Genomic DNA, 26501 nt, shown 5'->3' on the forward strand with positions numbered 1-26501 from the left:
AGGCTCAGACCGCCAGGGTCTCCTGGAAGCGGACGGGTTCGCCGAGGCTGGGGGCGACGATCTCGTCCTCGCGCATGACCACGCGGCCGCGCACGATGGTGGCCATGGGCCAGCCCTTGGCCTCGAAACCGTCGAAGGGCGTCCAGCCGACGCGGGTGGCCATGTCCTCGTGGCGCAGGGTGCGGCGGGCGTTCAGGTCCACCACAGTCAGGTCGGCGTCGTAGCCGACCGCCAGGCGCCCCTTGTCGGCCAGGCCGAAGATGCGGTTGGCGCCATGGCTGGTGAGGTCGATGAAGCGCTCCAGACTCAGGCGACCTTCGGCCACGTGGGTCAGCATCACCGGCACGAGGGTCTGCACCCCCGGCATGCCCGAGGGCGAGGCCGGATAGGGCCGGGCCTTCTCGTCCTTGGTATGCGGCGCATGGTCGGAGCCCAGCACGTCGACCACGCCGGCGGCGATCCCGCGCCAGAGCCCGGCCTGATGGTCGGCGCCGCGGATCGGGGGGTTCATCTGGGCGTAGCCCTTCAGCCGCTCATAGGCTTCCGGCGCGGTGAGGGTCAGGTGCTGGGGGGTGACTTCGACGCTGGCCACATCCTTGTGGTCGGCGAGGAAGGCGATCTCCTGGGCGGTGGTCACGTGCAGCACGTGGATGCGCTTGCCCAGGCCCTTGGCGATGCGGACCAGCCGTTCGGTGGACTGGATGGCCGACTGGGCGTCGCGGACTTCCTCGTGGCTGGTCCAGTCGCCGGTGCGGGCGAGCGCCCGGCGGTCGGCCAGGCGGTATTCGTCCTCGGAGTGGAAGGCGGCGCGACGAGAGATGTGGCGCAGCACCTGCTCTACCCCCTCGTCGTCCTGAACCAGCAGGGTGCCGGTGGAAGCGCCCATGAACACCTTGACCCCGCAGCAGCCGGGCAGGCGCTCCAGCTCTCCGAGGAAGGCGGCGTTCTCGTGGGTGCCGCCCACATAGAAGGCGTGGTCGCAATGCATCCGGTGACGGGCGCGGGCGAGCTTGTCGGCCAGGGCGTCTGCGTCGGTGGTGGTGGGCTCGGTGTTCGGCATCTCGAACACGGCCACCACGCCCCCGAGGACCGCGGCGCGGGAGCCGGTCTCCAGGTCTTCCTTCCACTCCAGACCGGGCTCGCGGAAGTGCACCTGGGTGTCGATGACGCCGGGCAGGACGGTGAGGCCGCGGGCGTCGAAGGTCTCGCCGGCCGAGGCGTGGGCGAGGTCGCCGATCTCGACGATCTTGCCGTTGCGCACGCCGACGTCGGCCGGGCCGCGGCCCGCGTGGTTGGCCACCTCGCCGCCGCGGACGATCAGGTCGAAGGTTTCAGGCATGGTCGGTCCCAGGTTCGGTTCGGGCCAGGAGGTCGCGGGCCGCAGCGGCGACCGTCTCCACCGGCAGGTCCATCATATGGCAGAGGGCCTGCTGGAACTTCGGGTCGATCTCGCGGATCTGCTCGAAATCCCGCGGGCCGCGGACCACCTGGGTGTTCGGTCCCCAGGGGCCGTAGAGCCGTTCGTCCGAAGGGCCGAACAGGCCGAGTGTCGGCGCGCCGGCGGCGGCGGCCATGTGCATCAGGCCGGAATCGTTGCCGATGAAGAGCCGCGCGTGCTTGAGGGCCGCATAGATGGTGAGGAGGTCGGCCTTGCCGGCCAGGTCGATCACCCGCTCCCGCGGCAAGGACCGGCGCAGGGTGGAGACGACCCGCTCGTCGTCCGGCCCGCCCAGCAGCATCAGCCGGCCTCCGGCCATGTGGCCCGCGTCGTCGAGCAGCTGCCGGGCGACCTGGGCGAAGCGTTCGGCCGGCCAGGTCTTGCCGACCCAGTTGGCGGCCGGCGCCATGGCCAGGATCGGGCCGCGGCCGGCGACGAGCTCCCAGGCCCGCGCCTCGGTCTCGGGCGAGGTGTAGAGGTAGGGCGCGGGCGGATCGTCCTCGATCTTCAGCACCCGCGCGGCCTCGACCACCTTGTGCACAGGCCCGCCCGGCGCGCGGCGATAGACGGCGCGGCGGCCCCGCCGCAGGAAGCTCGATAGGGCCGAGCCGCGCAGGTCGACCACCAAGCCCCAGCGCCGGCGGCGCACCCGCCGCCAAAGATCGATCCAGTGGCGGCCGCCCTTGGCCTTCTCCATCACGATGACTTCGGAGAGGCCGGGCGTGTCGAGGAAAAGCGGGGCTGCGGCAGGGCCGGCGACGATGGTGAAGCGCGCGTTCGGCACCTCCTCCGCCAGCTTTCGGATCAGGCCAGAGGACAGCACCGCGTCCCCGATCCGGGTGGCGGTGATGAACAGAATCGGGAACGGCCCTTGCGCCATCGTCTATCTATAGGGTCGGGCGCGCTGGCGCTCCAGCCGCCGAACCCCTAAGTGCGAGCCATGGCAGAGGAAAGCTCCATCGCAGTGCTGGAAAGCCGCGCCGTCGTGGCGGTGGACGGCGAGGACTGGCGGGATTTCCTGCAAGGCCTGATCACCCAGGATGTGGACACGTTGCGCCCCGGCGAGGCGCGGTTCGCAGCGCTTCTGACCCCGCAAGGGCGGCTTTTGTTCGACCTCTTCGTGATCGGCCGCGAGGACGGCGTCTGGCTGGATGTGGAGCGCGAGGGCCGCGAGGCCCTGATCGCGCGGCTCGGCCTCTATCGCCTGCGGGCCAAGGTGCGGATCGCCGCCGAGGACGCCCGGGTGTTCGCCGCCTGGGGCGACCCGCCCGGCGCCGGCTGGGTCGCCGATCCGCGCTTGCCCGCCCTCGGCTGGCGCGGTTACGGGCTCGAAGTCGCGCCCAATGCGTCGGAAGCCGACTACCAGGCGCATCGTCTGGCGCTCGGGATTCCCGGGCCGGCCGACTGGGGGACGGAGAAGACCTATCCCATCGAGGCGAATTTCGACCTGCTGAACGGGATCGATTTCAAGAAGGGCTGCTTCGTCGGCCAGGAGACCACTTCGCGCATGAAGCGGCGGGGCCAGATCAAGAACCGCATGGCGCCCATCGCCTTCGAAGGTCCGCCGCCGGCGCCCGGCGCGGAGGTCCTGGCGGGCGACCTGCGGGCTGGCGAGGTGCTGTCCGGGGCGGACGGCCGCGCCATGGCCCTGCTGCGGCTGGACAGGATCGAAGGCGCCGCTCTGACGGTGGAGGGGCGACCGGCCCAGGTGGAGTTCCCGGAGTGGTTCGCCAACGAAGCCGCACCCGTCTCGTCGTAAGGCGGCTCCCGCGACGACCAGCCGCTTGATGCGGCGCACCTAGGCGGCCAAAACTGCCGCTCATGACCGCCGAACCGAATCGCTGCGGCTGGCGCGGCATGGCCGGCGACCCGCTCTACGAGGCCTATCACGACACCGAGTGGGGGGTGCCGGAGTATGACGCCCGCGCCCTCTGGGAGAAGCTGGTGCTGGACGGGTTCCAGGCCGGGCTGTCCTGGATCACAATCCTACGCAAGCGCGAGGCGTTCCGCGAGGCCTTCGCAGGCTTCGACCCGGACAAGGTGGCGCGGTTTGGCGAAGCCGAGCGCGCGCAGTTGATGGCGAACCCCGGCATCGTGCGGTCCAACGCCAAGGTCGACGCCGCGATCGAGGGCGCGCGCATCTATCTGGACATGCGCGAGCGCGGCGAGGACTTCTCCGAATTCCTATGGAGCTTCACCGGCGGGCGCACGATCCAGAACCAGTGGACCGAGATCTCCCAGGTGCCGGCCAAGACCCGCCTGGCCGAGGAGATGTCGAAGGCGCTGAAGGCCAAGGGCTTCAAGTTCGTGGGGCCGGTGATCGTCTACGCCTTCATGCAGGCCACCGGCTTCGTGAACGACCACCTGGTGACCTGCCATCGGCACGCGCCCATCAGGCGGATGAGCGCGTGATGGCCGCCCGGCCGAAGACTGCGCGCGGCCCGGACATGATGCTGGAACGCGCCTGCCCGGCTCCGGTCTGCGGCGTCGACGAGGCCGGCCGCGGCCCGTGGGCGGGCCCCGTCTCCGCCGGCGCCGTGATCCTGAACCCGAAAAAGATCCCCAAGGGCCTGGACGACTCCAAGAAGCTGAACGCCAAGACCCGCGAGGCGCTGGAGATCGAGATCAAGGAGACCGCTCTGGCCTGGGGCGTGGGCTTCGCCAGCGTCCAGGAAATCGCCGAGCTCAACATCCTGCACGCCACCGGCCTGGCCATGCGGCGGGCGGTGGAGTCCCTGGCCGTCACGCCGGCCTTCGCCCTGGTGGACGGCAACTATCGCTTCCCCCTGCCCTGCGAGGTGAAGACGGTGGTCGGCGGGGACGGCAAGTCGAAGTCCATCGCCGCGGCCTCGATCCTCGCCAAGGTGGCCCGCGATCGGCTGATGGCCGAGATGGACGCCCTCTATCCCGGCTACGGCTTCGCCGGCCACAAGGGCTACCGCACCCCCATCCACGCCAGGGCCCTGCTGGAGCTTGGCCCCTGCGAAATCCATCGCCTCTCCTGGGGCCCGGTGAAGCTCGCCCTGATGGGCAAGGACCCGCTCATGGCCTACGACCAGGCGCTGCAGGGCGACCTCGCCTTCGATTGACGCCGGCCCGGAACGCCGCCCGGCCGGCGGCGGTTTCCGCCACAGCCGCAGCCGGAAAGCGCCCATGACCCTGCTCGCCTGGCGTTTCGCCGCTCTCCTGATCGCCGCCCTCAGCCTGGGCCCCTCCTTCGCCCACCTCCTGGAGGCGCCGCCACGACTGAAGGTCTGGTCGCCGGAGCTCTGGCGCGAGGCCACCGTCTTCAACGGGCAGTTCAAACTGTTCGGCGTGCTCGGCGGCCCTCTCGACGCCGGCGCGATCGTGGTCGTCGGCGCCCTCGCCTTCCTCATGCGGCACGACCGGCCGGGGTTCTGGCTCGCCCTGGCCGCCGCCGTCCTGTTCGCTGCGAGCCTGGCGGTCTGGCTGAGCGTCGTCGCTCCGGCCAACAGCGTGCTGGCCACCTGGAAGCCCGGCCCGATCCCGCCGGACTTCGCCATCGTCCGCAACCGGTGGGAAACGGGCCACATCGTCATCGCGACGATCAAGATCGCCGCCTTCTCCGCCCTGGCGCTCGCGGTCGCCTGGCCAAGTTCCCCGCGGACTTGAGATAGGCGCTCGGCGACGGACCTCGGGAACCTTGTAAACCAAGGTAAACGGCGCGTTCACCACGTTTGGGAACGCCCTCTTCACCACGATGACGGAAGGATTCCGACTCCCGACATCGAGGTGTTCCATGGGCGTTCCGGCCGATACCATCATCTGCGGCGACTGCATCGAGGAGCTGAAGAAGCTGCCCGAAAAGTCGGTCGATCTCGTCTTCGCCGACCCGCCCTACAACCTCCAGCTCGGCGGCGATCTGCTGCGCCCGGACAATTCCAAGGTCGACGCCGTCGACGACGAATGGGACCAGTTCGAGAGCTTCGCCGCCTATGACAGGTTCACCCGCGAGTGGCTCTCCGAATGCCGCCGGGTGCTGAAGGACGACGGCGCCCTGTGGGTGATCGGCAGCTACCACAACATCTTCCGCGTGGGCGCGGCCCTGCAGGACCTGGGCTTCTGGCTGCTGAACGACATCATCTGGCGCAAGGCCAATCCGATGCCGAACTTCAAGGGCACCCGGTTCACCAATGCGCATGAGACCCTGATCTGGGCCGCCAAGGGCCGGGGCGCGCGCCGCTACACCTTCAACTACGACGCCATGAAGATGGCGAACGACGAGGTGCAGATGCGCTCGGACTGGACCTTTCCGCTCTGCACCGGCGAGGAGCGGCTGAAGGACGAGACAGGTTCGAAGGCCCATCCGACCCAAAAGCCCGAAGCCCTGCTGCACCGTGTGATCCTGGCCTCGACCAAGCCGGGCGACCTGATCCTCGATCCCTTCTTCGGGACCGGCACCACCGGCGCGGCCGCCAAGCGCCTGGGCCGCCGCTATCTGGGCCTGGAGCAGGACGAGAAGTATGTGAAGCTCGCCCGCGAGCGGATCTCCAAGATTGTCCCCATCGCACCGGCCGACCTGGACGTGATGGGCTCCAAGAAGGCCGAGCCGCGCGTCCCGTTCGGCCAGGTGGTCGAGGCCGGCCTGCTGCGTCCCGGCGACACCCTCTATTGCCCGAAGGGCGAGCGGGCCGCGCGGGTGCGCGCCGACGGGTCGCTGGTGGTGGGCGAGATGGCCGGCTCGATCCATAAGGTCGGCGCCATGGTGCAGTCCGCCCCGGCCTGCAACGGCTGGACCTACTGGCACTTCAAGTCGGACAAGGGCCTGGCCCCCATCGACGTGCTGCGGGCCAAGGTCCGGGCCCAGATCGCCGCCTGAGACTGGACGGACCCGCCCAAGCCCGCCAAGCTTGAGAAGAAGCGGGGAAGAGTCGGGTGGGTCCAGGGGCGTCGATGAATCCGCGGATCCTGGTCCTCACCCTCTGCACCTTCGCCTTCGGCTCGGCCGCCTTCATCTTCGCCGGGCTTCTGGAGGCCATGGCCGCCGACCTTGGCGTCTCCACCGCCGTCGCCGGACAACTACAGACCGCCTATGTGCTGACCGCCGCGGCCCTGGGGCCGGTGGCGGCCTGGCTGTTCGGACGGCTGGACCGGCGCGCGATCCTGATCGGCGGCGTCGGAGCGGGCCTCGTGCTTCACCTGGCCTGCGCGCTGGCGCCAAGCTTCGCCATCCTGCTGCCGCTGCGCGCCCTGGCGGGGCTGGCGGGGGCGATCGCCATGCCGGCGGCCAGCGTCGCGGCGGCCGCGCTTTCGCCGCCCGAGCGGCGGGGCTCCGCGCTGGCCATGGTCTCCGGCGGCATGACGCTCGCCTTCGTGATCGGCATCCCTCTGGGCAGCGTGGTGGGCGCGGCCTTCGGCTGGCGCGCCACCTTCGTCTTCGCAGCCCTGCTCTCGGCCATCGCGCTCGCGGGCGTCCTGCTGTTCATGCCGCGCGTGCCGGCGCCGCCGAAGCGGCCGGGCGGCAGCGTCGCCGTCGGCGAGGTCTGGCCGCTCTACCTCACCACCTTTCTGCTGTTCGCCGCGAACATGACCATCAACCTCTACATCGCGCCGATCGTGCGGGTCGGAGCGGGAGTGGTCGGGGCGGGCGTGGGCGCCTTCCAGATGATGATCGGGGTGGGATCCATAGCCGGGCTGTGGCTGGGTGCGCGGGCCGCCAACCGCTTCGCCGGCAAGGCCTGGATCCTGCAGGGCTTCGCCATCCAGGCGGCGGCCATGACCCTGCACCTGATCGCCATCCATCGCCTCGCGCCGGCCGGTTGGGCGAGCTGGGGCCTGGTGGCGACAGCGATCTTCATCGCGGCCACCGCGCTCTTCTCCATGACGCCGGTGGTGCAGGCCCGGCTGATCGCGGCCACCGATGGCGCGCCCGTCGCCATCGCGCTCAACGGCTCGGTGGTCTCTCTGGGCCAGGCGCTGGGCTCGGCCGTGGGCGGGGCGGCCCTGGCCGGCTTCGGCGTGCCGGCCATTCCGGGCGCGGCCCTGGCGCTCTCCTTAAGCGCCTTCGCCATCCTGCTGGTCGCCTTCCCGCGCGGGGCTAGAGCAGGTTCGTAAGGCCCGCCCGAGCGGCCTTCAGGAACACACTGGGCAGGGCGTCCAAACCCGAGCGCGGCGTCCAGATCAGGCCCTCGGCCTCGCCCTCGGCCCGCAGCAAACGCAGCGTGAGAGTGAAGTGGGTGAAGCCGTGCTCCACCTCACCCACCGGTCGCCAGTCCGCCGCGGCGGGCGCGGCGGCGCGAGCCTCCTCGTCGGTCCAGCCCATGCCGCGCCAGTCGGTGGTGGGCAGGGCCAGCATGCCGCCCAGCAGACCCTTGGGGGGGCGGCGGACCAGGGCGACCTCGCTCCCCCGCGTGAGGATGTAGGCGACGCCGTGGCGGTGCGGGCGCGGAGCCTTGGCCACGCGGCGGGGATAGGCGTCCGGCTCTCCGGTCGCCAGGCCTGCGCAGAATTCCGCCACGGGGCAGCGGTCGCAGAGCGGCCCCTTCGGCCGGCAGACCGTCGCGCCGAGGTCCATCAGGGCCTGGGCCCAGTCGCCCGGGCGCTCGTCCCGGACCAGGCCGGCGGCCAGGCTTTTCAGCTCCGGCTTGACGTCCGGCAGCGGCGCCTCGACGGCGAAGAGGCGGGCGATCACCCGCTCCACATTGCCGTCCACCACATTGGCCGACCGGTCGAAGGCGATGGCCGCCACCGCCGCGGCGGTGTAGGGCCCGAGCCCCGGCAGGGCGCGCAAGCCGTCCTCGGTGTCGGGAAAGACGCCGCCATAGTCCTTCGCCACCGCCCGGGCGCAGGCCAGCAGGTTGCGGGCCCGGGCGTAGTAGCCGAGCCCCGCCCAGGCGGCCATCACCTCGGCGTCGTCTTCGGCGGCAAGGTCCGAGACGGTCGGCCAGCGGGCGGTGAATTTCAGGAAGTAGGGCGCGGCGTGCGGCACCGTGGTCTGCTGCAGCATCACCTCGGAGAGCCAGACCCGGTAGGGATCGGCGCGCACGCCGGCGCGGTGCGCCGCAGGCCCCACCCGCCAGGGCAGGTCGCGGGCGTTGGCGTCGTACCAGGCAAGCAGGCGGGCGCGGAGGGCTTCGGGCGTCACGCCGCACCCATAGCGCTTCGAGGCGCTCTCGCGCGACGGCTTCCTGGCGCTATGATGGCTCCATGCCCCGACGGCCCCTGCCCTCGCCCGCCGAAGCCGCCGATATCCTCGCGCGCCGCCGCACGCGGCCGGCGCATCGGCCGCCGCCCCCGGCCGGCCGGGGGTTGAACCGGTTCCTGAAGGAGCTGGACGCCAAGTACGGCCAGGGACCAGGGGCGCTTCAGGCCCGATGGCGGGAAATCGTGGGCGCCGAACTGGCGCAGCGGACCGAGCCGGTCAAACTGTCGCGGCCCCGCGGCGGCGGGCCGGGAGCGCTCGAGATCCGCGTCGCCGGCGCCTCGGCGGCGCTGATCCAGCATCAGGCGCCGGAGATCGTCGCGCGGGTGAACCTGTTCCTGGGCGATGGGACGGTGAACAAGCTGCGGATCGTGCAGGGCCCTTTGCAGATCAAGGCCGGCAAGGCGCCGCCGAAGCCCTCGCGCCTGCGCGAAGGGCCGCTGGACGCCGCCCGGGAAGCCGAACTGGCCCGAAGTCTGGCCGACGCGCCGGACGGCCCTCTGAAAGCCGCATTGCTCCGCTTGGGTCGCGGCGTGATGCGGCGCGGCGGCGATTGACATCGGCCGCCCGCACCCGTTCCTGCACGCCAGGGAATCGCGCTTTAATCGTTTCTTCGGATTTCGAGAGAGGGCTCAATGCCGAATCTGAACCGCCGCCTCGCCATCGTCGCCGCAGCCGCCCTGGGCGCGCTGGCCCTGGCGGGCTGCAACCGCGGCGGCCCCTCCGGCGCCGCGTCGGCCGACGACATGACGCTGGGCGACCCGAACGCCTCGGTGAAGATGGTGGAATACGCCTCGGTCACCTGCGGCCACTGCGCGACGTTCAACAACGAGGTCTTCCCAGAGTTCAAGGCGAAGTACATCGACACCGGCAAGGTGCACTACACCTTCAAGGAATTCCTCACCCCGCCGAACGACGTGGCCGCCGCCGGCTTCCTGACGGCCCGCTGCGCCGGCAAGGACAAGTATTTCGCCGTCATCGACGCCATCTTCCACGCCCAGCAGGAGATGTTCACCACCGGCGACGTCCGCGGCGGCCTGCTGCGGGTGGCCCAGTCGGCCGGAATCAACGAAGAACAGTTCAATCGCTGCGTCAGCGACGAGGCGGCCCTGGCGGCGCTTAGCGAACGCGTCGAGCGGGCGGTCCAGCAGGACAAGATCAGCGCCACGCCCACCTTCATCTTCAACGGCAAGAAGGTGAAGGAGGGCGCCATGACCATGGCCGAGCTGGACGCGGCCGTGGCCGACGCGACGAAGTAGGCGAACCTTGACCCGCCCCAGCCGCCGCAGCGTCATCGCCGCCGCCATCGGCGCGCTGGCGCTCGCCGGCGGCGCGGGCGCGGCCCCGGCCGCCGGGGACATGGCGCTGGGCGATCCCAAGGCCAAGGTGACGGTGGTGGAGTACGCCTCGGCCTCCTGCAGCCACTGCGCAGCCTTCCACAACGAGGTCTTCCCGGCGTTCAAGGCCAAGTACGTGGACACCGGCAAGGTGCGCTACGTGCTGCGCGAGATCCTGACCGACCCGGTGGACTTCGCCGCCGCAGGTTTCCTGACCGCCCGATGCGCCGGCGACGACAAGTACTTCGCGGTGCTGGGCGAGCTCTATGCCGGCTTTCCCGACCTGATCCGTACGGGCGACGCGCGCTCGGCCCTGCTGCGGGCGGGGGCGGCGGGGGGTCTCGACGAGGCGAAGGTCGCCGCCTGCATCACCGACCAGGCCGCCATGCAGGCCCTGCATACGCGGGTGGACGCCGCCGGCCGCGAAGGGGAGATCCGCGCCACGCCGACCTTCTTCATCAACGGCAGGAAGGTTGCGGAAGGCCCCATGACCCTGGCCCAGCTGGACGCCGCCATCGCCGCGGCGGCCAAGGCGAAGTAGGGGCGCGGCCGTGCACTTCCAGCGGCTCAAGCTCTCCGGCTTCAAGTCCTTCGTGGACCCGACGGAGTTCCGGATCGAGCCGGGCGTAACCGGCATCGTCGGCCCCAACGGCTGCGGCAAGTCGAACCTGCTGGAAGCCCTGCGCTGGGTGATGGGCGCCAATTCCGCCAAGGCCATGCGCGCCGGGGGGATGGACGACGTGATCTTCGCCGGATCGGGTTCGCGCCCCTCGCGCAACCACGCCGAGGTGACCCTGACCATCGACAATTCCGGGCGGCAGGCGCCGGCGGCGTTCAACGACGCCCCGGTGCTGGAAGTGGTGCGCCGGATCGACCGCGGGGCGGGGTCCACCTACCGCATCAACGGGCGCGAGGTGCGGGCGCGGGACGTGCAGCTGCTGTTCGCCGACGCCTCGACGGGGTCGAACTCCCCGGCCCTGGTGCGGCAGGGACAGATTTCGGAACTTATCGCCGCCAAGCCTCAGAACCGGCGGCTGATCTTGGAAGAGGCGGCCGGCGTGTCGGGCCTGCACTCGCGCCGGCACGAGGCGGAGCTGCGACTGCGGGCCGCAGAAACGAACCTGGCGCGCCTGGACGACGTGGCCGGCGAGCTGGAGAGCGCGCTGAACCGACTGCGCCGTGAGGCTCGACAGGCCGAGCGATACAAGAAGCTGTCGGCCGAGATCCGGGTGCTGCAGGGCGCCGTGCTGTACGCCCGCTGGTCGGAAGCCAGGGCCACGGCCGAGCGGCTGCAGGCCGAATCCGCCGAGGCCGCCCGCATGGTCGAGGAAAGCGCCCGCGCCGCGGCGGCCGCGACGACTGGAGCCGCCGAGGCCGAAGCCGCCATCAAACCGCTGCGCGAAGCCGAAGCCGTGGCCGCGGCGATCCTGAACAACCTGGCCATAGACCGCGACCGGCTGGAGCGCGAGGGCGAGGCGCTGGCCGCTGAGCTTGAGCGGCTGGCTGCCGACCTGGGGCGGATCGACGCCGATCGGGCCCGCGAGAGCCAGATCGTCGAGGACGCCGAGATCGCGCTGGCGCGCCTGGCCGGCGACATCGCCGAACTGGAGACGGCGATCGCCGCCGCGCCGGAACGCGCACCAGAGCTGCAGGCCGCCGCCGAGGCCGCCGAGGCCGCCCGCAAGGCCGCCGACGCCGCCGTGGAGGAGCTGGCCGCCCAGGCCGCCGCCGCCGAGGCCCGCCGCCGCGCCGGCGCCGCTCGGGTGGAGGAGGCGCAGAACCGCGTCGCCCGCACGCGCCGGGCGCTGGATCAGGCCACGGCCGAGCGCGCGGCGCTGGCGCCGGCCGATGATCCGCGCCTGGCCGCCGCCCGCGAAGCCCTGGATAAGGCCGAGGCCGAACTGGCGGCTGCCCGAACGGCGCTGGAGGCCGCCGAAGAGGCTCGCGCCGCGGCCGCCGCGGCGGAGGCCGAAGCCCGGGAGACGGCGCGGAAACAGGAGGAACAGCTCGGCCGCTTGACCGCCGAGGCCCGCGCACTGGCCCAGATCGTGGCCCAGCAGCGGCGCGGCGGCTTCGCGCCGGCGCTGGACTCCGTGGCGCCCGACCGCGGCTACGAACAGGCCCTCGCCGCCGCCCTGGGCGACGATCTAGAAGCCGCGCTCGACCGCAAGGCCCCGGCCTATTGGGGCGGCCGGGATGCGCCGGCCCCGGCGTGGCCTAACGGCGCGACGCCGCTCGCCCCGCTGGTCAAGGCGCCGCCGGAGATGGCCGCGCGCCTGGCGTTCACCGCCCTCGTGGCGCGGGAGGACGGCGACCGGCTGCAGGCCGAACTGGCGCCCGGTTGCCGCCTGGTCTCGCGCGAAGGCGATCTCTGGCGGTGGGACGGGTTCACCGCCCGCGCCGACGCGCCCAAGCCGGCGGCCGTTCGCATGGAGCAGAAGACCCGGCTCGGCGAGGTGGAAGGCGAGATCGAGAAGGTCGAGCCGCGGGCCAAGACCGCCCGCGCCGCCCAGCAGGCGGCCGCCGACAAGGTGCGTGACGCCGAAGCGGCGCTGCGCGAGGCCCGCCGAATCCCGCCGCAGTCTGAGCAAGCCGCCGCCGCCGCGCGCCGGGCGCTGGAGACCTTGGAACGCGAGGCAGCGCGGCGTGAAGCCCAGGCCCAGTCCCTGGACGATGTGATCGCCCGGTTCGAAGCGGAGCTGGCGGACGCCGAGTTGGTGCTGAAGACCGCGCTGGACGAGACCGCCGGCGAGGGCGAGGCGGGCGATCTGACCGCGCGTTTGGCCGAGGCGCGCGCCGCCGCAGGCCCTGCTCGGGAAGCGGCGGCGACGGCGCGCTCGGCCCTGGAGCTGGAATCCCGCGAGCGTGAAGGCCGCGCCCGGCGCCTGGAGAGCCTGACCCGCGACCGCGACGACTGGACCCGCCGCGCTCAGGGCGCAGCCCGGCGGCTGGAGGATCTGGCGGCGGCGCGAGCCAAGGCGCAGACGGCCCTGGACATGGCGCACGAGAAGCCGGCCACTCACCATGCGCGGCTGGGCAAACTTCTGGACGAGATCGCTGCGGCCGAGGCGCGCCGCGCCAGGAGCGCCGACGCCCTTGCCCAGGCCGAGGCCGGACGCGGCGAGGCCGACCGCGCCCTACGCGCCGCCGAGGCGGCCGCCGGCCAGGCCCGCGAACTGCGCGCGGCGCTGGCCGCCAAGCTGGAAGCCGCCGCCGAGCGCCTGACCGAGATGACCGCCCAGATTCGTGAGACCGCGCGGGTGGAGCCGGAGGCCCTGGGCCGCAGCCTGGCCGACGAGGCGGTGGCCATCCCGTCGGAGCCCGGCGGCATGGAAGCGCACCTCTACAACCTGGAGCGCCAGCGCGACGCCATCGGACCGGTCAACCTGCGCGCCGAGGAGGAGGCCGGCGAGCTTTCCGCCCGGCTGGCGACCATGCAGACCGAGCGCGCCGACCTGACCGGCGCCATCGCCCGGCTGCGGGAGGGAATCGACGAGCTGAACCACGAAGGCCGCGAGCGCCTGGTGGCGGCCTTCGACGTGATCAACGAGCACTTCAAGACCTTGTTCGAGGCCTTGTTCGAAGGCGGCCAGGCCGAGCTGCGGCTGGTGGAATCCGATGACCCGCTGGAGGCGGGGCTGGAGATCTTCGCCTGCCCGCCGGGCAAACGGCTGGCGACCATGAGCCTGATGAGCGGCGGCGAGCAGGCCCTGACCGCCGCGGCCCTGATCTTCGCCGTGTTCCTGGCCCAACCGGCGCCGATCTGCGTGCTGGACGAGGTGGACGCCCCGCTCGACGACGCCAACGTCGATCGGTTCTGCAACATGCTGGACGAGATGCGCCGCCGCACCCAGACCCGGTTCATCGCCATCACCCATAATCCTGTGACCATGGCCCGGATGGACCGCCTGTTCGGGGTGACGATGGCCGAGCGCGGCGTTTCCCAACTGGTTTCGGTGGACCTGCGGCAGGCGGAGGCCATGGCCGCGCAATAGCGAACGGCCCGTTCCCCCCGATTTCGCCGCGTCGAGGCGACGATCTCGAAAACCCGGTCGGCTCCGCGCCGCGGAGATACCGAAAAGTCATTTTATTTCAACGCACTACTTACTGACCTCTGAGCCTTGACGCACTGCACCCGCGCCTATAGGTTCCGCGCGACTTGAAGCCCCGGCCGCGGCGGCGACGTCGTGGTCCTGCAAGACCACACGCATGCCAGATCCGGACATCGCGCGCGACGAGGCCATTCGGCGCCTCGACGAGCGGGCCGCCGCACTCGAAGCGCGGACGGTCCAGACACCGCGCGACTATGGCTCCAAGGCGGCCGGCTATGGCTATCGCCTCATGGGCGTGCTGATAGGCGGGGTATTCGTGGGGCTGGGCTTTGGGGCGGCGGCGGACGTCGTGCTGAAGTCGGCGCCGTGGGGAATGATAATCGGGGTGCTCGTCGGCTTCGCCGTGTCGATCTGGATGGCCGTCAAATCGGCCCAGAAGATGACGGCGGAAGCGGCGAAGGAGTGGGGCCCGGTCAGGGACCTGCCTTCCGACGACGAGGAAGATTGAAGGAGTTCGAGGCGGCATGGCCGACCCGATGCACCAGTTCGAGGTCCACAAGATCGTGGACCTGCCGGATTTCTCCATTCCCGGCCTGGGCGTGATCGACATGGCGATCACCAATTCGACCGTCGCCATGGCGCTGGCCGCCACGGCGGTGGTGCTCTTCTTCGCGCTCGCCACCGCCAAGGCCGCGGTCGTGCCCGGCCGCATGCAGGTGCTGGGCGAAGGCATCTTCGGCTATATCGACAATCTGACGACCGGGATCATCGGCCACGAGGGCCGTAAGTTCTTCCCCTTCGTCTTCACCATCTTCCTGTTCGTCCTGGCGATGAACCTGCTGGGGATGTTCCTGATCTTCACCGCCACCTCGCAGCTGGCGGTGACGGCGACCCTGGCGGTGATGACCATCACCCTGGTGATCGTGGTCGGCGTGATCCGCAACGGCGCCAACATGTACAAGCTGTTCGTCCCCTCGGGCGTGCCCTGGTACATGCTGATCCTGGTCACCCCGATCGAGATCATCTCCTTCCTGCTGCGTCCGGTGACCCTCGCCCTTCGTCTGTTCGGCAACATGCTGGGCGGCCACGTGGCGCTGAAGGTGTTCGCCGGCTTCGTTGTCTCGCTGGGCGCGCTTGCGGCTGGCGGCGGGCTGGGCCTGCTGGGCATCCCCGGCGCCATGCTCTCCCTGGGCGGGGTGGTGGCGCTGACGGCGCTGGAATTCCTCGTGGCCTTCCTGCAGGCCTTCGTCTTCGCGGTTCTGACCTGCGTCTATCTCAACGACGTGGTCAATCTCGGCCATCATCACTGACGGCCGGCCTCAACAACTCTCAACTTCCAAACGGGACCTGAAAATTATGGAAGCGGAAGCGGCTAAGTACATCGGCGCGGGCCTCGCCACTCTCGGCATGATCGGCGCGGGCATCGGCGTGGGCACCATCTTCGGGCACTTCCTGAACGGCGCCACCCGCAATCCCTCGGCCGCCGGCGGCCAGTTCACCAACCTGATCCTGGGCGCGGCTCTGACCGAAGCCCTGGGCATCCTGGCCTTCGTGCTCGGCCTGCTGATCCTGTTCTCCTAAGCGAGCAGTTCCCGGCGGCGTGCGCGTTTGCGCCGCGCCGCCGCCTGCGCATCTTTCTCAAGGACGCCTCAGTCTTATGGCCGCTGAGACACCCAAATATCCCGGCGCGGAGATCCCCGTGGGCGAGGCCGCCGAGGCCGTTCACGGCCACGACGTGCCCGCCGGAACCGCCGAAGTCGCCGCCCACGGCGGCGAAGGCGGCGGCCTGCCCCAGTTCGAGTTCGAGTACTGGGGCGGCCAGATCGTCTGGCTGCTGATTATCTTCGCGATCCTCTACGTCCTGCTGGCCAAGGTCTTCGTGCCGCGGCTGCGCAAGGTGCTGGATCTGCGGGCCGAGACCATCGCCGCGGCGGTGGAGCAGGCGCGCAAGGTGCAGGGCGAGGCCGAGGCGCAAGCCGAAGCCGCCCGCCAGGAGGTGAGCCGCGCCCGCGCCGAAGCCCGCGGCATGGCCGCCGAGGCCAAGGCCAAGGCCGCCGCCGAGCTGGCTCGCCGTCAGGCCGCCGAGGACGAACGGCTCGCCGCCGAAATGGCTTCGGCTGAAGACCGCATCCGCCAGATGCGCGACCAGGCCATGACCAACGTCCACGGCATCGCCCGCGACACCGCCCAGGCCATCGTCGAGAAGCTGACCGGCGACGCCGTCGCCGCAGCCGACGTCGAGGCCGTACTGGCCGCCCGCGCCGTCCAGGGAGCCGCCTGATGCCCGCCTTTCTCAATCCCGCCGAAGCGGAATTCTGGGTCGGCGCCGGCCTGCTGATCTTCCTGGGTATCGTGATCTTCGTCGCCAAGGCGCCGAAGGCCATCGCCGCGGCCCTGGATTCCAAGACCGCCTCGGTCCAGGCCGACCTCGACGAAGCCGCCCGGATCCGGGAGGAGGCCGAGCGCCTGCTCGCCGCGCTCAAGGCCGAGCGCGAGGAAGCCGAACGCCAGGCCAAGGACATGCTGGCCATGGCCCAGGAAGAAGCCAAGCGCTACGAGGTCGACGCCAAGGCGAAGCTGGACGAGACCCTCGCCCGCCGCCGGCAGCTGGCCGAGCGCCGGATCGCCAACGCCGAGGCCCAGGCCGCGGCCGAGGTGAAGGCCGCGGCCGCCGAGCTCGCCGCCCAGGCCGCGGAGTCGATCCTGGCGACGCGGCTGGCCGGTTCCAAGACCGACCCGCTGGTGGACAAGGCCATTCCCCAGCTCGGCGCCAAGCTGCAGTAAGGCGGAAAAGCCGATCTTCGAAAAAGCGCCTGTCTCGCGGCAGGCGCTTTTTCCTTGCTCAGTTCTGACGGAAGCGGCGGCGGCTGCGCACGGCGAAGCGGAGCTTCGGCGGCAGGAACATGCGCTCGATCTTCAAGGCCTGACGCCAGGAGGCCCGCACCATGCCCGGATTGCGCCGCAGCAGCCGGCGGATCGGCGAGAGCACGCGGGGATGGGCCTGCTGCAGCCGCACGAACTGGCGGCGCGCCTTGAACGAGTTGCGCAGGATGATCATCAGGCCGACCAGGATCACCGGCAGGCCGCCGGGACCCGGCAGCGGCGCGATCACCACGCCCAGCACCACGATCAGCGCGCCCAGCGCCACATAGGCGGCGCGGAGCGTCCGCCCGGCGATCCCGCGGGCGAAGGACTCGGAGGCGCGGTGACCGCGCACGCTGGGCATGGCGAGCGACACTTGGATTCGACCTGGGCAGAGACCCGCGCGCCGCTCTGGGGGAGGACCGGCGGTCGGGCCGTGATGCGCATATGCGAACCCATTAGGGCGAGGTAAAGGCGAGCCCCGGATTAAATCTTATACTTAATTCGCCTATCCGGCCGACCGCTGCGCCGGCGCCACACCTTCCGGCCGCCAGACGAGCTTGGGCCTTCGGGCCGCCTGGGTCTCGTCGAGCCGCCGAAGCGGCGCAAGATAGGGCGCGCCCTTGAACCGGTCGACATCCCCGGCCTTCGCCGCCTCGGCCAGGGCCAGGAGGGCGTCGCAGAACCGATCCAGCTCCTGCTTGGATTCCGTCTCGGTCGGCTCGATCAGCATGGCCCCGTGGACAACCAGGGGGAAGTACATGGTCATCGGATGGAAGCCTTCGTCGATCATCGCCTTGGCGAAATCGAGGGTGGTCACGCCCGTGCCTTCCAGCCAGGCGTCGTCGAACAGGGCCTCGTGCATGCAGGGCCCCTCCGGGAAGGCGGCGGTCATGGCCCCGGACAAGCGGGCCTTGACGTAGTTGGCGTTGAGCACCGCGTCCTCGGCCACCTGCCGCAGGCCGTCGGCGCCGTGGCTGAGCATGTAGGCGTAGGCGCGGACGAACATCCCCATCTGGCCATGGAAGGCGCTCATCCGGCCGAAGGCCTGGGCGGCTTCGCCCTTCGCCTCCTCCACCAGCCGCAAGCCCTCGCCGTCCGATACCACCCACGGCGCCGGCGCAAACGGCGCGAGCGCTTCGGAAAGCACCACCGGCCCCGCCCCCGGCCCGCCGCCGCCGTGAGGCGTGGAGAAGGTCTTGTGCAGGTTGATGTGCATGGCGTCGACGCCCAGGTCGCCGGGCCGCACCCGGCCAACGATGGCGTTGAAGTTGGCGCCGTCGCAGTAGAAGTAGGCTCCCGCCTCGTGCGTCAGGCGGGAGATCTCCAGGATGTCGCGCTCGAACAGGCCGCAGGTGTTGGGGTTGGTGACCATGATCGCGGCCACGTCCTCGCCCAGCTTGGCGGCCAGGTCGGCGATGTCGACGCGCCCGTCTTCGGTCTGGGCGATCTCTGTCACCGAATAGCCGACGAAGGCGGCCGTGGCCGGATTGGTGCCGTGGGCGGAGGTCGGCACCAGCACCCGCCGGCGATGATCCTGCCCCTTCGCCTCATGCGCCGCCTTGATGGCCAGCAGGCCGCAAAGTTCGCCATGCGCTCCAGCCTTGGGCGAAAGCGCCACGGCCGGCATGCCGGTCAGGGCTTTCAGCCAGTGCGCCAGCCGATCCATCAGCGCCAGCGCGCCTTGGACCGTCGACTGCGGCGCAAGCGGATGGAGGTCGGCGAAGCCCGCCAGCCGCGCAGCCTTCTCGTTCAGGCGCGGGTTGTGCTTCATGGTGCAGGAGCCGAGCGGATAGAGCGCCAGGTCGATGGCGTGGTTCTTCTGGCTGAGCCGCACATAGTGGCGCATGGCTTCGGGCTCGGAGAGCCCCGGCAGGCCGATGGGCGCGGTGCGGACGAGATCGCCGAGATCGGAGGCGTCGTGTTCAGCCGGCGCCAGGTCGACGCCGGTCTTTTCCCAGCCGCCCAGTTCGAAGATCAGCGGCTCGTCCTGCAGCAGGCCGCGCCCCCCGGCCAGGGAGCGATGCACGGGCTCGAGCACGGCTTCAGGACGGGTCGGGCGGCCGACGTTCAGCATGGTCATTGGGCGGCCCTCCCGGCCAGGGCCTGGGCGAAGGCGGCGATGTCCTGGGCCGTCGTGGTCTCGGTGGCGGCGACCAGCAGCACGTCGTCCAGGCCGGCGGCCGGGTCGAGCCTGGAGAAGGGCACGCCGGCGACGACGCCGTCGGCCAGTAGGGCTTCGACCATTTCGGCGGCGTTCCTCGGCAGGCGCACGGCGAACTCGTTGAAGAACCGGGGGCTCAGGATCTCCACGCCGGGAACGGCGGAGAGCGCCTTGGCCAGTTCGCGGGCGCGGGAATGGTTCAGCGCAGCCAGCTCCCGCAAACCCGCCTCGCCCAGCAGCGAAAGATGGATGGTGAAGGCGAGCGCGCAGAGGCCGGAATTGGTGCAGATGTTGGAGGTCGCCTTCTCGCGGCGGATATGCTGCTCGCGGGTGGAGAGGGTGAGCACGAAGCCGCGCCGGCCCTCGGCGTCCACCGTCTCGCCGCACAGGCGGCCCGGCATGGCGCGGACGAGCTTCTCCCGCACGGCGAAGAGACCGACATAGGGCCCGCCGAAATTCAGGCCGTTGCCGATCGACTGGCCTTCGGCGACGGCGATGTCGGCGCCCATCTCGCCGGGGGACTTCAGCAGACCGTAGGAGACGGCCTCGGTGGTCACGACGATCAGCAGGGCGCCGGCGGCGTGGGCCGCTTCGGCGATCTTCGTGACGTCGGTGGCGACGCCGAAGACATTGGGGGTCTGGACCACCACGCAGGCGGTCTCGGCGTCGATCGCGTCCAGCACCGCGGCCTCGGCGTCGATGGCGACCGGCTGCCGCACGATGTCCATGCCCTCGGCATGGGCGATGGTCTGGGTGGTGGCGGCGTAGTGCGGATGCAAGCCGCCGGAGAGCACCGCCTTTTTCCGGCGGGTGACGCGTTGGGCCATCATTACCGCTTCCGCACAGGCGGTGGAGCCGTCGTACATCGAGGCGTTGGCCACATCGAGGCCGGTCAGCGCCGCAACCTGGGTTTGGAACTCGAACAGCACCTGCAAGGTGCCCTGGGCGATTTCCGGCTGATAGGGGGTGTAGCTGGTCAGAAATTCCGAGCGCTGGATGATGTGGTCGACCGTCGCCGGCACATGGTGGCGATAGGCGCCCGCCCCGCAGAAGAACGGCCCCGCCCCCGCCGGACGGTTCATCGCCGCAAGGGCCGCCAACTCCCGCTCCACCTCCATCTCGCCGGCGTGCCGCGGCAGGTCGAAGAGTTCCGGCCGGCGGGCGGCCGCCGGCACGTCGGCGAACAGGTCGTCGACAGACTCGGCTCCGATGACGGCCAACATCTCGGCGCGATCGGAAGGGGTAAGGGGCAGGTATCGCATCGATGTCTTCATTCCCTCCGCTCCCCCCAACAGGCGGGAGGAGCTGGGCGGCTACAGGGTCTTGAGGAACGCTTCGTACTCGTCGCGGCTCATCAGCTTGGAATAGTCGGAGGGGTCGTCCACCTTCAGCCTGGCGAACCAGCCGCCGGCCTCGGGCTCGGCGTTGACCGTCTCCGGCGCGTCGGCCAGGGCGGCGTTGGCCTCGACCACCTCGCCCGCGACCGGCGCATAGACGTCGGAAGCGGCCTTGACGCTCTCCACGACGGCGAAGCCGTCCCCGGCCTTCACCGCCTTGCCGACCTCGGGGGTCTCGACGAAGACGACATCACCCAGCTGCTCGGCGGCGTAGGCGGTGATGCCGATGGTGGCCACGTCGCCCTCCAGGACGACCCACTCGTGATCCTTGGTGAAACGCATCGGGGTGATCTCCTCAGACCTTGCGGACGTAGCGATGGGGGACGAAGGGCATGGCCGTGACCTCCGCCGGCTGGGCCTTGCCGCGGACGATGACGGCGAGCTTGACGCCGGGCGCGGCGAAGGCGGGCGGCACGAAGCCCATGGCGATGGGCTTGCCGAGGGAAGGCGAAAAGCCGCCGGAGGTGACGACGCCGATCACGTTTCCCGCCTCGTCGGCGATCTCCGCCCCTTCGCGGGCGGGCGCGCCGGCCAGCACGGTCAGCCCCACGCGCTTGCGGGCCACGCCCTCGGCGAGTTCCTTGGCGATGCGGGCCGCGCCGGGGAAGTCGCGGGCCTCGCGGCGCTTCTTGGAGACGGCGAAGGCGAGGTCGGCCTCGATGGGGCTCACGGTCTCGTCCACGTCATGGCCGTAGAGCGGAAGCCCGGCTTCCAGCCGCAAGGAATCGCGGGCGCCCAGGCCGATGGGACGGACCCGCTCGTCAGCCAGCAGGGCGCTCCAGACACGCACCGCCTCGGCGGCGGGAATCGAGATCTCGTAGCCATCCTCGCCGGTGTAGCCCGAGCGCGAGACGATGGCGTCGGTTCCGAAGGCTTTCAGGGCCGCAGCGTCCATGAAGGCGAGTTTTGCAGCGTCGGGCGCATGTTCGGCCAGCACGGCGGCGGCCTTCGGCCCCTGCAGCGCCAGCAGCGCCCGGTCTTCGAGCCGCTCGATGGTGACCTGACCGGCCAGTTCGTCGTCGATGACCTTGAAGTCGTTGTCCTTGCAGGCGCCGTTGACCACCACGAACAAGCCGTCCTCATCGGGGCGCGAGGCCATCAGGTCGTCGATGATCCCACCCTTCTTGTTGAGCAGGACGGAATAGCGCTGCTTGCCGGGCTTCAGCCCGATGAAGTCGCCGGGCGTGACCTCCTCGAAGGCCGAGAGCGGCGAGACCCCGCGCAGGCGGGCCTGTCCCATGTGGGAGACGTCGAACAGCCCGGCGCTCTCCCGCGTCCACAAGTGCTCCTTGAGCACCCCGTCCCTGTACTGGACCGGCATCGAATAGCCGGCGAAGGGGACCATGCGCGCGCCCGCGGCCAGATGGGCCTCGTAGAGCGGGGTGGTCTTCAGGGTCTGATCCGACACGCATGGACTCCGGCTGACGACTCCGCAGGCGTGCGAGGGAATCGCCCCCGCCTCGCCTGCGCCCCCGCTGTCCCTTGCGCCTGAGAGATTTCGGGCCCGCAGGCCCCCTGCTCCTTCGGCGAACGCCCACGGCCTGGCCGCGGCGCTACTTTCCAGCGTTCATCAGCCCGCGCGGTCCTTTTGCCTGAGCGTTTCCGGGGCGGTTGCGCCTTCGGCTCCGGCCGTCCGGAGGCGGCCGATCTCTCCCGCGAGAGTCGTCCGGAACCTGTTCGAAGGCCCCGCCCGTGTCAACGCGCAAGTGGCGACGGCGCAGCGGAATCGCCCGGTTGACATGTTCCGGAAACCGCCAGCCCGCCGGCCGGCCCTCTGCCAGTCTCATCTCGTCGAAAGGAGACGCAGATGATCGCTGAATTCGAAACCACCGCGCCCGCCGACGCCGTGACCGTGTGCAAGGACTTTGTGGTCGAGGCGCCTGCGGAGACGGTCTGGGCCGCCTTGCGCGATGTCGGGGCCCTGCACACCCATCTCACCCGCGGCTTCGTCACGCATACGGAGATGGACGGGCAAGACCGCATCGTCACCTTCGCCAACGGCATGGTCGCGCGCGAGCGGATCGTCGAGATTGACGAGGCCGCGCGCCGGGTTCGCTACCGGGTCGTGGAGGCGGAGATCCTGCGCTTCCACCGCGCCTCCGCTCAGGTGTTTCCGTTGGAGGACGGCCGCAGCCGCTTCGTCTGGACCGCCGAACTCGCCCCTCCGGAAGCAGGTGCGATGGTGAGCGACATGATGGATGACGGGGTCGCCGCGATGCAGCGAACCCTGGGCGACGGCCGCTAAGCCGAGGTCACATGCGGTCGGGCGCCGCGATCCCCAGCAGATCCAGCGCCTGCTCCAACTGACGCAGGCTGGTCTGAGCCAGGGTCAGGCGCGAAGCGCGCGCAGGCGGCTCCGCCTGCAGGATCGGGCAGGCGGCGTAGAACTTCGAGAACGCCTGGGCCAGCTTGTAGGCGTGGTCGGCGAGGAAGTTCGGGGCCTTCTTGTCGTAGGCCTCGGCCACGGCGGTGTCGAAGGCGTCCAGCAGCAGGACAAGGTCACGCTCGGCGGGCTCGGAGACCGCCACGGGGCCGGCCTCGACGCCCTCCTCCGCAGCCTTGCGCAGCACCGATTTCACCCGCACCGCCTGATAGAGCAGATAGGGCCCGGTCTTGCCTTCGAAGGAGGAGAACCGGTCGAGGTCGAAGACGTAGGAGGTGCCGCGGAAGTTCTGCAGGTCGGCGAACTTGAGAGCGGCGACGGCCACCTTGTGGGCGGTGTCGGCGAAGGCCTCGGCGTCGAGCTCGCCGCCCAGCTCGGCCTCGTGCAGGCGCTCCTCGGCCTTGGCGCGCGTCATGCCGATCAGGTCGTTCAGCTTCAGCACCCCGCCCTCGCGGGTCTTGAAGGGCTTGCCGTCGGTCCCGTTCATGGTGCCGAAGCCGACATGCTCCAGGCCGCCCTCGTGGGCGTAGCCGGCTAGATAGGCGGCGCGGAACACGATCTCGAAATGGTCGGCCTGGCGCTGGTCAACCACATAGAGCACGTGGTGCGGATCGAACGTGCCCTTCCGGTCCAGGATGGTGGCCAGGTCCGTGGTGCCGTACATGGCGGAGCCTTCGGAGGAGACCACCAGCAGGGGCGGCAGCTCGCGCTTGTCGCCCTGGCGCGCCACGCGGACGATCCGGGCGCCCTGGTCCTCCACGAGCAGGCCCTTGTGCTCGAGCTCGTCGACCATGGTCTCGATCAGGTCGTGGACGTCGCTCTCGCCTTTCCAGAGGTCGAAATCGACGCCGAGCGCGTGGAAGTCGCGTTCCAGCGCCACGCGGGTGACCTTGGCGAAGTGGCGCCAGAGCAGGTGATGGCCCGGCGTGCGGTCCTGCAACTCCGCCGTCAGCCTGCGGGCGCGGTCGCGATAGTCCGGCTCGGCCTTCCCGCGGGCGGCGGCCTGGGGATAGAGCCGGTCGAGATCGTCGAGCGTGACCCTCTCTTCGAGCGTGGCGAAGGCGGCGGCCTCGTCCTCGTCGGCCAGCGGGCGGCCCTTGGCGTTCAGCGCCTCGATCAGGGCGCGGACGGTCTCGTCCTCGTCCATGACCGCGCCGATCAAGAGGCCCATCTGGTAGCCCCAGTCGCCGAAGTGGGCGTCGCCGATCACCGTATCGCCACGGAACCGATAGATGCGCTTGATGGACTCCCCGATGATCGAGGAGCGCAGGTGGCCCACATGCATCGGCTTGGCGACGTTGGGGCCGCCGTAGTCCACCAGGATGCGCCGGGGCAGGTCCACGAGTTCGGCGCCCAGGCGTGGATCGGCGGCGATCTCGCCCGCCCGTTCGCTCAGCGCGGCGTCGGAGAGCCTCAGGTTGATGAAGCCCGGGCCGGCGATCTCCACCGAGGCCAGGCGCGGGTCGCCGGCCAGACGGCCCGCCACCTCGGCGGCCACCTCGCGCGGGTTGCGCTTGGCCTGCTTGGCGGCGGCCAAGGCGCCATTACACTGGAAATCGGCGAGGTCGGGCCGGTCGGACGGCGTCACGCGCCCGAGCTCGGCCGGCAGGCCCACGGCGGCGAAGGCGGCGCCGACCGCCTCGCCCAGGCCCCGTTTCAGGTCGGTCATGGATTTTCGGACGTGGTTCCGGCGACGGCCTGGCCAGCATTGACGCGGAAGCGCTTGCCCTCGCGGTTGAAGGCCGCCATCTGCGGCGTCACGTCGAAGCCGACCAGGACCTCGAAGTTCGCGCCGCTGGTGGTGAGCGTGGCGCGCGGGATCACGATCTCGCCGATCTTCTCGGTGACGTAGACGCGGTCCTCGCCGGCCGGGAAGGTCACCGGCAGGTCGAAATACTGCTTGGTGATCGGGAAGTCATTGCGCTTGGTCACCGCCACCCAGTAGCGATAGGTGCGCGAGTTCGAGGTGGCCTGCGGCCCTTTGCCCAGTTCGAACAGCACCTCCATCTGCACGCGGATCGGCTCTTCGTCCTTGTACTGGCAGCCGGCGGAAATCCCCTGGATCTCGCCGGAATAGGCGACCGAAGCCGAGGCTTCGCGATTGTCCTTGAAGTCGATGTACCGGGCGGCGTCGTAGAGCACCTTCACATAGGGGCAGGGGCCGGCGTTGCGCAGAGCCGGCAGCGGGGCCTGCACGTCGTTCCATTCGGCGTCGCGCTTGCGCTTGGCCGACGCCTCCTGCTCCTGGCGCTTCTGGTCGCCCTGGCGGCGCTGCTGGGCGGCGGCCAGGTCGGGAACCGCGGTGGAGGCCGCAGCCATCAGGCCCACGGCGATCAGCAGGGAACGGCGCATTTTTTCAGGATCGTCCAAACAGTGGCGCAGGCGCCGACATCGGCCCCCGCTGTCGATCCCCTAGTAATGGCTCTCGATTGCGGCCGCAACGCGGCTGGCGGTCGCCGCCCCGAACCCCTAGTTTGTCGGCATGCTCCATACGCCTCCTCCACGCCGCCCCTTGAAGGTGCTTCTGGCCACGCCGCGAGGCTTCTGCGCCGGCGTCGACCGCGCCATCCAGATCGTGGAGCGGGCCATCGAGAAGTACGGCGCGCCGGTCTATGTGCGCCACGAGATCGTCCACAACCGCCACGTGGTGGACCGCCTGCGCCGCCTGGGCGCGGTGTTCGTGGAGGAGCTGGACGAGTGCCCGGCCGACCGCCCGGTGGTGTTCTCCGCCCACGGCGTGCCCAAGTCCGTGCCGGCGGAAGCCCGCGAGCGGCGGATGCTCTATCTCGACGCCACCTGCCCGCTGGTCTCCAAGGTGCATGTGGAGGCCCAGCGCCATCACGACGCCGGCCGGGAAATCCTGCTGATCGGCCATGCCGGCCATCCGGAGGTGGTGGGCACCATGGGCCAGCTGCCCGAGGGCGCTGTGACCCTGATCGAGACGGCGGCGGACGCCCGCGCCTATGTCCCGCGCGATCCGGCCAATGTGGCCTTCGTCACCCAGACGACGCTGTCGGTGGACGACACCGCCGGAATCGTCGCCGCCCTGCGCGAGCGCTTCCCGCAGATCGCCGCCCCGCACAAGGAAGACATCTGCTACGCCACAACCAACCGCCAGGAGGCGGTCAAGGTCGTGGCCGCCCAGGCCGACGTGCTGCTGGTGCTCGGCTCGGCCAATTCCTCCAACTCCGTGCGGCTGGTGGAGGTGGGTAAGCGGGCCGGGGTGAAGGGCGCCTATCTGATCGACGACGCCGAGGGGCTGGACCTTGCCTGGCTGGACGGGGCGCAGAGCGTGGGCGTCACCGCCGGCGCCTCGGCGCCGGAGGTGCTGGTCCAGGGCCTGATCGACCGTCTGGCCGAAGCCTTCGAGGTGACGGTGGAGGACGTCGACACCGTGCGCGAGACGGTGAGCTTCAAACTGCCGCGGGCGCTGACCGCCTGAAACTCAGCTCCCCGCCAGGTTTTCGAAGGACCTGCGGTATCGCTTCAGGAACGCCTTGCCGCGGGCGACACGGGCCTCGTGGTCGGTGTCGTGCTCGCCGATGGCGATGACGCCGTCGGCCGTGCGCTGCACATGGACCGTGTCGCCGACTTCCAGGTTCAGGGCCTTTCGGGTCGCCGCGTCGAAGACGAGCACCACATCCGACCCCATCCGCTCGAGCTTGAGTGCGATCATGAGGAGCCTCCTGGCTCCTCGATTTACCAC

The 26501-nt window shown here is 70.5% G+C and carries 28 protein-coding genes and 1 riboswitch; of the genes, 17 read left to right on the top strand and 11 right to left on the bottom strand.

From position 1 onward, the window contains the following. Window positions 1-4: 4 nt before the first annotated feature. Window positions 5-1339: a dihydroorotase gene (locus tag ACK41C_RS01305; RefSeq protein ID WP_409649460.1), complete on the bottom strand. Its 1335-nt coding sequence runs from the start codon at window positions 1337-1339 to the stop codon at window positions 5-7. Continuing rightward, window positions 1332-2318, bottom strand: a complete 987-nt coding sequence (locus tag ACK41C_RS01310) for a glycosyltransferase family 9 protein (protein WP_409649463.1) — start codon at window positions 2316-2318, stop codon at window positions 1332-1334. The genes ACK41C_RS01305 and ACK41C_RS01310 overlap by 8 nt, the downstream gene beginning before the upstream one ends. A 60-nt stretch (window positions 2319-2378) precedes the next feature. On the opposite strand from ACK41C_RS01310, the gene ACK41C_RS01315 reads away from it, so the two are divergent. From ACK41C_RS01315 to ACK41C_RS01340, 6 genes are all read left to right on the top strand, one after another. Then, complete coding sequence (locus ACK41C_RS01315) at window positions 2379-3197, top strand: YgfZ/GcvT domain-containing protein (protein WP_409649466.1); 819 nt, start codon at window positions 2379-2381, stop codon at window positions 3195-3197. A 62-nt stretch (window positions 3198-3259) separates the two neighbouring features. Beyond that, the gene (locus ACK41C_RS01320) at window positions 3260-3850 is read left to right on the top strand and encodes a DNA-3-methyladenine glycosylase I (protein ID WP_409649469.1); all 591 of its coding nucleotides are present in this window, start codon (window positions 3260-3262) and stop codon (window positions 3848-3850) included. Next, complete coding sequence (locus ACK41C_RS01325) at window positions 3850-4527, top strand: ribonuclease HII (RefSeq protein ID WP_409649472.1); 678 nt, start codon at window positions 3850-3852, stop codon at window positions 4525-4527. The genes ACK41C_RS01320 and ACK41C_RS01325 overlap by 1 nt, the downstream gene beginning before the upstream one ends. Before the next feature lie 64 nt (window positions 4528-4591). Continuing rightward, window positions 4592-5071, top strand: a complete 480-nt coding sequence (locus ACK41C_RS01330) for a hypothetical protein (RefSeq protein WP_409649475.1) — start codon at window positions 4592-4594, stop codon at window positions 5069-5071. A gap of 127 nt (window positions 5072-5198) precedes the next feature. Beyond that, window positions 5199-6278 (top strand): site-specific DNA-methyltransferase, encoded by a 1080-nt coding sequence (locus tag ACK41C_RS01335; RefSeq protein ID WP_409649478.1) that lies wholly within the window; start codon window positions 5199-5201, stop codon window positions 6276-6278. Window positions 6279-6352: 74 nt separating this feature from the next. After that, on the top strand, window positions 6353-7513 hold the full coding sequence (locus ACK41C_RS01340) for an MFS transporter (protein ID WP_409649481.1): 1161 nt from the start codon (window positions 6353-6355) through the stop codon (window positions 7511-7513). Here ACK41C_RS01340 and mutY read toward each other — a convergent pair. Continuing rightward, complete coding sequence (gene mutY, locus ACK41C_RS01345; RefSeq protein WP_409649484.1) at window positions 7497-8543, bottom strand: A/G-specific adenine glycosylase; 1047 nt, start codon at window positions 8541-8543, stop codon at window positions 7497-7499. The genes ACK41C_RS01340 and mutY overlap by 17 nt on opposite strands. 62 nt (window positions 8544-8605) lie before the next feature. Here mutY and ACK41C_RS01350 point away from each other — a divergent pair, with 62 nt between their 5' ends. From ACK41C_RS01350 to ACK41C_RS01390, 9 genes are all read left to right on the top strand, one after another. After that, window positions 8606-9157: a DUF721 domain-containing protein gene (locus tag ACK41C_RS01350; RefSeq protein ID WP_409649486.1), complete on the top strand. Its 552-nt coding sequence runs from the start codon at window positions 8606-8608 to the stop codon at window positions 9155-9157. Between the two features lie 78 nt (window positions 9158-9235). Continuing rightward, window positions 9236-9859 carry a DsbA family protein gene (locus ACK41C_RS01355; protein ID WP_409649489.1) on the top strand — a complete coding sequence of 208 codons (624 nt, stop codon included), beginning with the start codon at window positions 9236-9238 and terminating at the stop codon, window positions 9857-9859. Window positions 9860-9866: 7 nt separating this feature from the next. Beyond that, window positions 9867-10478: a thioredoxin domain-containing protein gene (locus ACK41C_RS01360; RefSeq protein WP_409649492.1), complete on the top strand. Its 612-nt coding sequence runs from the start codon at window positions 9867-9869 to the stop codon at window positions 10476-10478. Between the two features lie 10 nt (window positions 10479-10488). Further along, entirely contained in the window at window positions 10489-13932 is a 3444-nt protein-coding gene (gene smc / locus ACK41C_RS01365) for a chromosome segregation protein SMC (RefSeq protein WP_409649495.1), read from the top strand. A 214-nt stretch (window positions 13933-14146) separates the two neighbouring features. After that, window positions 14147-14497, top strand: a complete 351-nt coding sequence (locus ACK41C_RS01370; protein WP_409649499.1) for a F0F1 ATP synthase assembly protein I — start codon at window positions 14147-14149, stop codon at window positions 14495-14497. A gap of 16 nt (window positions 14498-14513) precedes the next feature. Beyond that, window positions 14514-15299 carry a F0F1 ATP synthase subunit A gene (locus tag ACK41C_RS01375; RefSeq protein WP_409649502.1) on the top strand — a complete coding sequence of 262 codons (786 nt, stop codon included), beginning with the start codon at window positions 14514-14516 and terminating at the stop codon, window positions 15297-15299. Between the two features lie 46 nt (window positions 15300-15345). Continuing rightward, complete coding sequence (locus ACK41C_RS01380) at window positions 15346-15570, top strand: F0F1 ATP synthase subunit C (protein ID WP_409606993.1); 225 nt, start codon at window positions 15346-15348, stop codon at window positions 15568-15570. 76 nt (window positions 15571-15646) lie between these two features. After that, window positions 15647-16270, top strand: a complete 624-nt coding sequence (locus ACK41C_RS01385; protein ID WP_409649505.1) for a hypothetical protein — start codon at window positions 15647-15649, stop codon at window positions 16268-16270. Next, window positions 16270-16773, top strand: coding sequence for a F0F1 ATP synthase subunit B (locus ACK41C_RS01390; RefSeq protein WP_409649508.1), 504 nt, complete (start codon window positions 16270-16272; stop codon window positions 16771-16773). Before ACK41C_RS01385 ends, ACK41C_RS01390 begins: the two co-directional genes overlap by 1 nt. A 58-nt stretch (window positions 16774-16831) precedes the next feature. Here ACK41C_RS01390 and ACK41C_RS01395 read toward each other — a convergent pair whose 3' ends face one another. The 5 genes from ACK41C_RS01395 to gcvT all read right to left on the bottom strand — a co-directional run bounded on the left by ACK41C_RS01395 (window position 16832) and on the right by gcvT (window position 21820). After that, the gene (locus ACK41C_RS01395) at window positions 16832-17227 is read right to left on the bottom strand and encodes a PGPGW domain-containing protein (protein ID WP_409649511.1); all 396 of its coding nucleotides are present in this window, start codon (window positions 17225-17227) and stop codon (window positions 16832-16834) included. A 132-nt stretch (window positions 17228-17359) separates the two neighbouring features. Continuing rightward, on the bottom strand, window positions 17360-18934 hold the full coding sequence (gene gcvPB / locus ACK41C_RS01400; protein ID WP_409649514.1) for an aminomethyl-transferring glycine dehydrogenase subunit GcvPB: 1575 nt from the start codon (window positions 18932-18934) through the stop codon (window positions 17360-17362). Beyond that, window positions 18931-20277, bottom strand: coding sequence for an aminomethyl-transferring glycine dehydrogenase subunit GcvPA (gene gcvPA, locus ACK41C_RS01405; protein ID WP_409649516.1), 1347 nt, complete (start codon window positions 20275-20277; stop codon window positions 18931-18933). The genes gcvPB and gcvPA overlap by 4 nt, the downstream gene beginning before the upstream one ends. Window positions 20278-20328: 51 nt before the next feature. Further along, the gene (gene gcvH / locus ACK41C_RS01410; RefSeq protein ID WP_409649519.1) at window positions 20329-20694 is read right to left on the bottom strand and encodes a glycine cleavage system protein GcvH; all 366 of its coding nucleotides are present in this window, start codon (window positions 20692-20694) and stop codon (window positions 20329-20331) included. A gap of 13 nt (window positions 20695-20707) precedes the next feature. Then, window positions 20708-21820 (bottom strand): glycine cleavage system aminomethyltransferase GcvT, encoded by a 1113-nt coding sequence (gene gcvT, locus ACK41C_RS01415; RefSeq protein WP_409649522.1) that lies wholly within the window; start codon window positions 21818-21820, stop codon window positions 20708-20710. 162 nt (window positions 21821-21982) lie between these two features. After that, a riboswitch (glycine riboswitch) is annotated at window positions 21983-22078 on the bottom strand. 141 nt (window positions 22079-22219) lie between these two features. Between gcvT and ACK41C_RS01420 the strand changes: the two genes are divergently transcribed. Further along, entirely contained in the window at window positions 22220-22657 is a 438-nt protein-coding gene (locus ACK41C_RS01420; protein WP_409649525.1) for an SRPBCC family protein, read from the top strand. A 7-nt stretch (window positions 22658-22664) separates the two neighbouring features. On the opposite strand, the gene ACK41C_RS01425 is transcribed toward ACK41C_RS01420, so the two are convergent. Continuing rightward, on the bottom strand, window positions 22665-24464 hold the full coding sequence (locus ACK41C_RS01425) for an arginine--tRNA ligase (RefSeq protein WP_409649527.1): 1800 nt from the start codon (window positions 24462-24464) through the stop codon (window positions 22665-22667). Then, on the bottom strand, window positions 24461-25147 hold the full coding sequence (locus ACK41C_RS01430) for a Tat pathway signal sequence domain protein (protein ID WP_409649530.1): 687 nt from the start codon (window positions 25145-25147) through the stop codon (window positions 24461-24463). Before ACK41C_RS01430 ends, ACK41C_RS01425 begins: the two co-directional genes overlap by 4 nt. A 130-nt stretch (window positions 25148-25277) precedes the next feature. On the opposite strand from ACK41C_RS01430, the gene ispH reads away from it, so the two are divergent. Continuing rightward, window positions 25278-26237 carry a 4-hydroxy-3-methylbut-2-enyl diphosphate reductase gene (ispH, locus tag ACK41C_RS01435; protein ID WP_409649533.1) on the top strand — a complete coding sequence of 320 codons (960 nt, stop codon included), beginning with the start codon at window positions 25278-25280 and terminating at the stop codon, window positions 26235-26237. A 3-nt stretch (window positions 26238-26240) separates the two neighbouring features. Here ispH and ACK41C_RS01440 read toward each other — a convergent pair whose 3' ends face one another. Continuing rightward, entirely contained in the window at window positions 26241-26471 is a 231-nt protein-coding gene (locus ACK41C_RS01440; protein ID WP_409649535.1) for a hypothetical protein, read from the bottom strand. Window positions 26472-26501: the final 30 nt, after the last annotated feature.

Source organism: Phenylobacterium sp., from assembly GCF_046290725.1.
Classification (GTDB): Bacteria; Pseudomonadota; Alphaproteobacteria; order Caulobacterales; family Caulobacteraceae; genus Phenylobacterium.